The sequence below is a fragment of the Nocardioides sp. genome, assembly GCF_035547795.1.
Taxonomy (GTDB): Bacteria; Actinomycetota; Actinomycetes; order Propionibacteriales; family Nocardioidaceae; genus Nocardioides.
Genome location: NZ_DASZUF010000062.1, coordinates 1 through 6,876, shown reverse-complemented (window position 1 = coordinate 6,876; position 6,876 = coordinate 1). Strand labels below are relative to the sequence as shown.

7 protein-coding genes are annotated in these 6,876 nt (G+C 71.2%); all 7 read left to right on the top strand.

Going from position 1 to position 6,876, the window contains the following annotated elements; all coding sequences use genetic code 11:
* Positions 1 to 194: 194 nt before the first annotated feature.
* Complete coding sequence (locus VHA72_RS04605) at positions 195 to 1,223, top strand: rod shape-determining protein (RefSeq protein WP_325573267.1); 1,029 nt, start codon at positions 195 to 197, stop codon at positions 1,221 to 1,223.
* A gap of 5 nt (positions 1,224 to 1,228) precedes the next feature.
* Positions 1,229 to 2,137: a rod shape-determining protein MreC gene (gene mreC / locus VHA72_RS04600; protein ID WP_325573266.1), complete on the top strand. Its 909-nt coding sequence runs from the start codon at positions 1,229 to 1,231 to the stop codon at positions 2,135 to 2,137.
* Positions 2,134 to 2,646, top strand: a complete 513-nt coding sequence (gene mreD, locus VHA72_RS04595) for a rod shape-determining protein MreD (protein WP_325573265.1) — start codon at positions 2,134 to 2,136, stop codon at positions 2,644 to 2,646. Before mreC ends, mreD begins: the two co-directional genes overlap by 4 nt.
* A 7-nt stretch (positions 2,647 to 2,653) precedes the next feature.
* The gene (gene mrdA / locus VHA72_RS04590) at positions 2,654 to 4,768 is read left to right on the top strand and encodes a penicillin-binding protein 2 (protein WP_325573264.1); all 2,115 of its coding nucleotides are present in this window, start codon (positions 2,654 to 2,656) and stop codon (positions 4,766 to 4,768) included.
* Positions 4,765 to 5,937: a rod shape-determining protein RodA gene (gene rodA / locus VHA72_RS04585; protein WP_325573263.1), complete on the top strand. Its 1,173-nt coding sequence runs from the start codon at positions 4,765 to 4,767 to the stop codon at positions 5,935 to 5,937. Before mrdA ends, rodA begins: the two co-directional genes overlap by 4 nt.
* Before the next feature lie 70 nt (positions 5,938 to 6,007).
* The gene (locus VHA72_RS04580; protein ID WP_325573262.1) at positions 6,008 to 6,502 is read left to right on the top strand and encodes a SigE family RNA polymerase sigma factor; all 495 of its coding nucleotides are present in this window, start codon (positions 6,008 to 6,010) and stop codon (positions 6,500 to 6,502) included.
* A 17-nt stretch (positions 6,503 to 6,519) separates the two neighbouring features.
* Positions 6,520 to 6,876: hypothetical protein (locus tag VHA72_RS04575; RefSeq protein ID WP_325573261.1), on the top strand; the 357-nt coding region annotated here is incomplete at its 3' end.

Below are 6,876 nucleotides of genomic sequence, written 5' to 3'. Positions count from 1 at the left end.
GGACACTCGACGCGCCAAAGGTGACCTCTCGACGCGCCGTAAGTGACTCCTCGACGTTGTCACTTCCGCCCGGCGTGCCTCAGTAGAAACACCAGTCACAACACTTAGCCTCATGGTCGGGTGGCGCCGTACCGGTGTCTGCCCGTGCTCCTTCCCCGGCACAGCGCCCCTGTGGGCCCAAGCGAGGCAGACCTATGGCGAACAGCTTCATCGGCCGTGACATGGCCGTGGACCTCGGCACCGCCAACACGCTGGTGTACGTCCGCGGTCGCGGGGTGTTGGTCGACGAGCCGAGCGTCGTCGCGCTCAACCAGACGACCGGCGAGGTGCTCGCCGTGGGCCACGAGGCCAAGCGGATGCTGGGCCGCACACCCGACAACATCACCGCCATCCGGCCGCTCAAGGACGGCGTCATCGCCGACTTCGAGGCGACCGAGCAGATGCTCCGCTACTTCATCCAGCAGGTCCACCGACGGCGCTACTTCGCCAAGCCACGGATGGTCATCTGCGTGCCCAGCGGCATCACCGCCGTCGAGACGCGTGCGGTGAAGGAGGCCGGCTACCAGGCCGGCGCCCGCCGGGTCTACATCGTGGAGGAGCCGATGGCCGCCGCGATCGGCGCCGGCCTGCCGGTCCACCTGCCGACCGGCAACATGGTCGTCGACGTCGGCGGCGGTACGACGGAGGTCGCGGTCATCTCCCTCGGCGGCATCGTGACCAGCCTGTCCGTGCGCACCGCCGGCGACGACATCGACAACGCGATCGTGCAGTGGATGAAGAAGGAGCACGCGCTGCTGCTCGGCGAGCGCACCGCCGAAGAGGTCAAGATGACCCTCGGCTCGGCCTGGCCCGCCGCCCAGGAGCCGGACGCCGAGATCCGAGGCCGCGACATGGTCAGCGGCCTGCCCCGCACCGTCACGGTCTCGAGCGCCGACATCCGGGCCGCGCTCGAGGAGCCGATCAGCGGCATCGTCGACGCCGTTCGCACCACGCTGGATCAGACGCCGCCCGAGCTCGCCGGCGACATCATGGACCGCGGCATCGTGCTCACCGGTGGTGGCGCGCTGCTCAAGGGCCTCGACGAGCGGATCCGGCACGAGACCGGCATGCCCGTGCACGTCGCCGAGAGCCCCCTCACCTCGGTCGCCCACGGCGCTGGCCGCTGCGTGGAGGAGTTCGAGGCGCTGCAGAAGGTCCTCGTCACCGAGACCCGGCGCTGGTGAGACGGATGCGCGAGGGACTCAACCGCCGCGGCAGCCTGGAGCCGCGCGACCCGCGGGCGCCGCGTCGGGCCACCGCGATCGCGCTGGTGCTGGCCTGTGCCACCCTGATCACGCTCGACCAGACCGCCGGCGTGCTCGACCCGGCCCGCCGCGTGGTCGGTGAGGTCTTCGGCCCGGCCGAGTCGGCGGTCTCGGCGGCGACCCGCCCGGTGACGTCGATCCCGGGATGGTTCAAGACCCGCAGCGCGATGAAGGACGACATCGCCGCGCTGCGCGCGCAGAACTCGAAGCTGGAGCAGCAGGTGCGCACCTCGGGCTACGACCGCAATCGGCTCGCCGAGTACGACGGGCTCACCAAGACCGCCGAGGACATCGGGTACGCCGTCGTCCCGGCCCATGTGGTCGCCCTCGGACCCAGCCAGTCCTTCCACCGCACCGTCACCATCGACGCCGGATCCTCCTCGGGGGTGCAGGCGGACATGACGGTGGTGGCGGCCCAGGGCCTGGTCGGCCGGGTGCTGAGGGTGACCAGCACCACCGCCACCGTGCTGCTGATCGTCGACGGCGACTCGGTCGTCGGCGGTCGGGTCGGCTCGACCATGAAGGTCGGATTCGTGCGCGGTGGTGGTGACCTCGCCGACGGCCCGCTCGACCTCCAGCTCGCCGACCAGACCGCCACCCCGAGCGCCGGGGACACCGTGGTCACCTGGGGTAGCGACAAGGACGCGCCGTACGTCTCCGGCGTGCCGATCGGCCAGGTCACCTCGGTCTACTCCAGCGTCCGCGACTCCTCCAAGACCGCCGAGGTCAAGCCGTACGTCGACTTCGGCGCCCTCGACCTGGTCGGCGTGGTGGTGCCCAGCGGCACCAAGAGCGACCGGGCCGTCATCGACGCCGACGGGAATCTGAAGTGAACGCACGACTGTGGACCGTCTGCGCCCTGCTGGTCGCGGTGGCGCTGCTGCTGCAGGTCAGCCTGTTCTCCGCGTTCGCGTGGGACGGCGTGGTGCCCGACCTGGTGCTGATGGTGGTGGTCGCCGGGGCGCTGAGCCGGGGCGGTCAGTTCGGGATGGTGCTCGGCTTCGCCGCCGGCGTACTCCTCGACCTGGCGCCGCCCGCGGACCACGTCGCCGGCCGCTGGGCGCTGGCCCTGCTCGTCGCCGGGTACGTCGCCGGCCGGGTGCGCCAGGACACCGACCGGCCCAGCGCGACCGCCGTGGTCGCCACCGTCGCGGCCTGCTCGTTCGTCGCCACCAGCGTCTACGCGCTGGCCGGGCTGGTGCTGCGCGACCCCGCCGTCGGCTTCGGCGAGGTGGTGAAGGTGATCGGCGTGGGTCTGGTCTGGGACGTGCTGCTCACCCCGCTGGTGCTGCCGCCGCTGTTGGCCCTGTTCGCCCGCCTGGAGCCCCAGCGAGCCCGATGAGCCGCCGATGACCTCGCCCAACCGCACCAGCCGCCTGCGCCTGTTCGTGATCCAGGCGCTGGTGTTCTCCCTGTTCGGCACGCTCGCGGTGCGGCTCTACTACGTCCAGGTCGCGCACGGCTCCACCTACCGCGCTCAGGCGGCCTCGCAGTCGGTGCGCGACGTGGTGCAGCAGCCGGCCCGCGGCCTGATCGTCGACGACGAGGGCCGCCCGCTGGTCACCAACCGCACCGCCTGGGTGGTCAGCGTGGACAAGACCTCCCTGGGCAAGCTCAGCCAGGCCGACCAGGCCACCCTGCTCGCGCGGGTCGCCGACGCGGTCGGGGTGAAGGTGGCGACGATCAAGAAGACGCTGAGCACCTGGAACGGCTCGCCGTACCAGCCGGTGCCCATCGCCGAGGACGTGAAGCAGGACGTCGCGCTGCGCATCCTGGAGCAGCCGGAGGACTACCCCGGCGTGGTGGCCGACCAGGAGAGCGTGCGCGACTACCCGCATCCCTACGGCGTCAACGCCGCCGACGTGCTCGGCTACCTCAGCCCGATCACCGCCGACGAGTACAAGGCGGCCGAGCAGGACCACGACCAGTCCCTCAACGCCACCTCCGAGGTGGGTCGCTCCGGCGTGGAGAAGGAGTACGACAAGTGGCTGCGGGGGATGCCCGGCTACACCTCGGTCGCGGTCGACTCGCTCGGCCGTGAGCTGGGGGACACCAAGCAGGTGCCGGCCCAGCCCGGCGACACCCTGGTGACCAGCATCGACGCCAAGGTGCAGAGCACCGCCGAGCAGGCGCTCAGCAACGCCATCCAGACCGCGCGCGCGACCTACGACCCGGTCACGCACAAGAACTACGTCGCCGACTCCGGCGCCGTGGTGGTGATGGACGCCAAGACCGGCCGGGTGGTGGCGATGGCCAGCGAGCCGACGTACGACCCCGGCGAGTGGGTGGGCGGCATCAGCCAGAAGCAGCTGGACCAGCTCTACGCCAAGAAGTCCAACAACCCGCTGCTGTCGCGAGCCACCCAGGGTCAGTTCGCCCCCGGGTCGACGTGGAAGCCGTTCATGACCACTGGCGCGATCACCGACGGACTGCCGACCGACCAGCACTTCACCTGCGGACCCGGCCTGCAGATCGGCAACCGCTACTTCAAGAACTACGAGTCGGAGTCCTACGGCTCGATCACCTTCGCCGAGGCGCTCCAGGTCTCCTGCGACACGTTCTTCTACCAGGTGGGTCTGCACTTCTGGAACAAGTACGGCTCGGACCCGACGAACGCGAACGCCAAGGACCCGTTGGCGGCTGCCGCCAAGACCTTCGGCTTCGGCAAGCCGACCGGCATCGACCTGCCCGGCGAGGCCAGCGGCCGGGTCGGCGACCGGCAGTGGAAGGCGTCGTACTACCGGGCGATGAAGGGCTACTACTGCACGATGGACGAGAAGGGCACCGCCAAGACGCCCTTCCTCAAGCTCTTCGCGCACGAGTTCTGCCTCCAGGGCAACTACTTCCGCCAGGGCGACGCGGCCAACTTCACCATCGGCCAGGGCGACACCATGGTCACCCCGCTGCAGTTGGCCCGCGCCTACAGCGCGCTGGCCAACGGCGGCACGCTCTACCAGCCGACCGTCGGCAAGGCGATCGTCAGCGCCGACGGCAAGGTGCTCGAGCAGATCAAGCCGAAGGTGGTCCGGCACGTCCACGTCAGCAAGAAGGCGATCGACTACGTCAACACCGCGCTACTCGGCACGATGGTCCCGCACAGCGGCTGGAACGGCACCCTGGCCTGGAAGTTCAACGGCTTCCCCGAGGGTCAGCTCAAGGTGCGCGGAAAGACCGGATCGGCCGAGGTGGAGGGCAAGCAGTCGACGTCGTGGGTGGCGACGTACAACAAGGACTACGTCGTCTTGATGGTCGTCACCCAGGCCGGCACCGGCTCGGGCACGTCGGGCCCCGCGGTCCGCAAGATCTGGGAGTCGCTGTACGGCGTCCAGGGCGCGGAGGACTCCACCCAGACCGTCGACCCCGCGAAGGCGGCGATCCCGGGCGTGACCCCGCCGAAGGCGCTGCCCACGTTCGCCCAGGACGGCTCGATCCTGCCGCCGGCTCGCAAGGGTGGTGACGAATGAGCAGGCTCGCCCGGCTCGACTGGGTTCTGATGCTGGCGGTGCTGGCGCTGCTGGTGCTCTCCACGCTGCTGGTCTGGTCGGCGACGTCGCACCCGGTCGACCCCGGCGGCGACCCGACGGCGTTCATGCGCAGGCACGTGGTCAACATCGCCATCGGCGTGGTGCTGATGGCGCTGGTGTGTGCCACCGACCATCGCTGGGTGCGGATCGTGACGCCGGTGGTCTACCTCGCCTCGCTGGTCGGCCTCGTGCTGGTACTCGCGATGGGCAGCACCATCAACGGCTCCAAGTCCTGGATCGACCTGGCCGGCATGTCCATCCAGCCCAGCGAGTTCGCCAAGCTCGCCGTGGTGATCGGGATGGCGCTGGTGCTCGCCGAGCGCACCGAGGGCCGCTGGCGCGCGCGGATCGGCGGCGGCGACGTGGTGGCGATGCTGCTGGTCGCGGCGGTGCCGGCCGTGCTGATCATCCTGCAGCCCGACCTCGGCACCATGCTGGTGCTCTCCGCGACGGTCTTCGGTGTCCTGGCCGCGGCCGGTACGCCGCGCCGCTGGCTGGCGCTGCTCGCCGCCGGTGGCGTCGTGGCGGCGGCCGGAGTCGTGCTCGGACACCTCCTGAAGCCGTACCAGATCCACCGGTTCATGGCCTTCACCGACCCGTCGCTGGACCCGAAGGGGGCCGGCTACAACGTGCAGCAGGCCCGGATCGCGATCGGAAACGGCGGGCTGTTCGGGCAGGGCCTCTTCCACGGCAGCCAGACCCGCGCGCACTTCGTCCCCGAGCAGCACACCGACTTCATCTTCACCGTCGCCGGCGAGGAGCTGGGCCTGGTCGGCTCGGCGTTCCTGATCGCGCTGCTGGGCGTGGTGCTGTGGCGGGCGCTGCGGATCGCGGCCCGCACCGACGACCTCTTCGGCCGGGTCGCGGCCGCCGGGATCGCGTGCTGGTTCGGCTTCCAGACGTTCCAGAACATCGGCATGTGCCTGGGCATCATGCCGGTCACCGGCGTCCCGCTGCCGTTCGTCTCCTACGGCGGCTCCTCGATGTTCGCCGGGCTGCTGGCGATCGGGCTGCTGCAGAACATCCATGCCCGCTCCACGGCCCCGGCCGCGGTGCGCCGGGCCGCCGCCGTACGTCCCGGGACGGTCCGCTCGGTCCCGGTGCGCTGAAGCCCGCTGTCACACTTCCGCGGCCACCGCCATCTGGAAGGGTGTGACGATCGATGTGGCAGAGGAGCCCGTGACCGGGACGCGCGTGGGGAGCTTCGAGGAGCTGGTCACGATGACCGGCGACCGGATGCTGCGCACCGCCGTCCTGCTCACCGGTGACCGGCACGAGGCCGAGGACCTCGTCCAGAGCGCCTACGCCCAGGCCTTCGCCCGGTGGCGGCTGGTAGCCCAGGCGGAGAACCCGGTGGCCTACGTGCGCACCATCCTGACCCGGGTGTTCCTCGCCGACCGGCGGCGCAGGCGCGTCGGCGAGGTCGCCTGGACGGCAGGCACGGACGTGGCCGCGGCCCCGGTCGACCCGGCGCTGCGGCTCTCGCTGCTGGACGCCCTCGCCACGCTGTCCGCGCAGGACCGGGCGCTGCTCGTGCTGCGCTACTTCGAGGACCTGCCCTACCCCGAGGTCGCCGACCAGCTCGGGCTGAGCCATGCGGCGTGCCGCACCCGCGCCTCCCGCGCGCTGGCCCGGCTGCGTCTCCACTTCCCCGACCTGGCCGACCAGGCCTGACCCGCGAGGACACGATGATGAAGCTGCACGACTCCCTCACCGACGCGGTCGCCGACGTCTCCGCCGACCTGCCCGCCCTCCTCGACGGCTCCCGCCGGCAGGGGCTGGCCCTGCGCCGCCGGCGCCGGGTGCTCGCCGCCGTCGGCGCCACTGCCGCGGTGGCGGTACTCGCCGGAGGCGGGTACGCCGTCGCCGCCTCTGTCGGCCATGGCGCCCACACCACCCTGAGCTGGGCGGCCGCATCGCCCAGCTCCGGCGTCACCGCGCCGCTGACCGGGCGGGGTCTCACCGCGGCGCTCGCGGCGGCGGTCGAGGAGGTGGCCGACGGCGACCTCACCGAGTTCCGCGGTGCCGGGGGCCGTCAGCCGATGGCG

Coding starts and splice junctions, on each gene's coding strand:
- VHA72_RS04605 (WP_325573267.1), top strand. CDS start 195: ATGGCGAACAGCTTCATCGGCCGTGACATGGCCGTGGACCTCGGCACC.
- mreC (WP_325573266.1), top strand. CDS start 1,229: ATGCGCGAGGGACTCAACCGCCGCGGCAGCCTGGAGCCGCGCGACCCG.
- mrdA (WP_325573264.1), top strand. CDS start 2,654: ATGACCTCGCCCAACCGCACCAGCCGCCTGCGCCTGTTCGTGATCCAG.
- rodA (WP_325573263.1), top strand. CDS start 4,765: ATGAGCAGGCTCGCCCGGCTCGACTGGGTTCTGATGCTGGCGGTGCTG.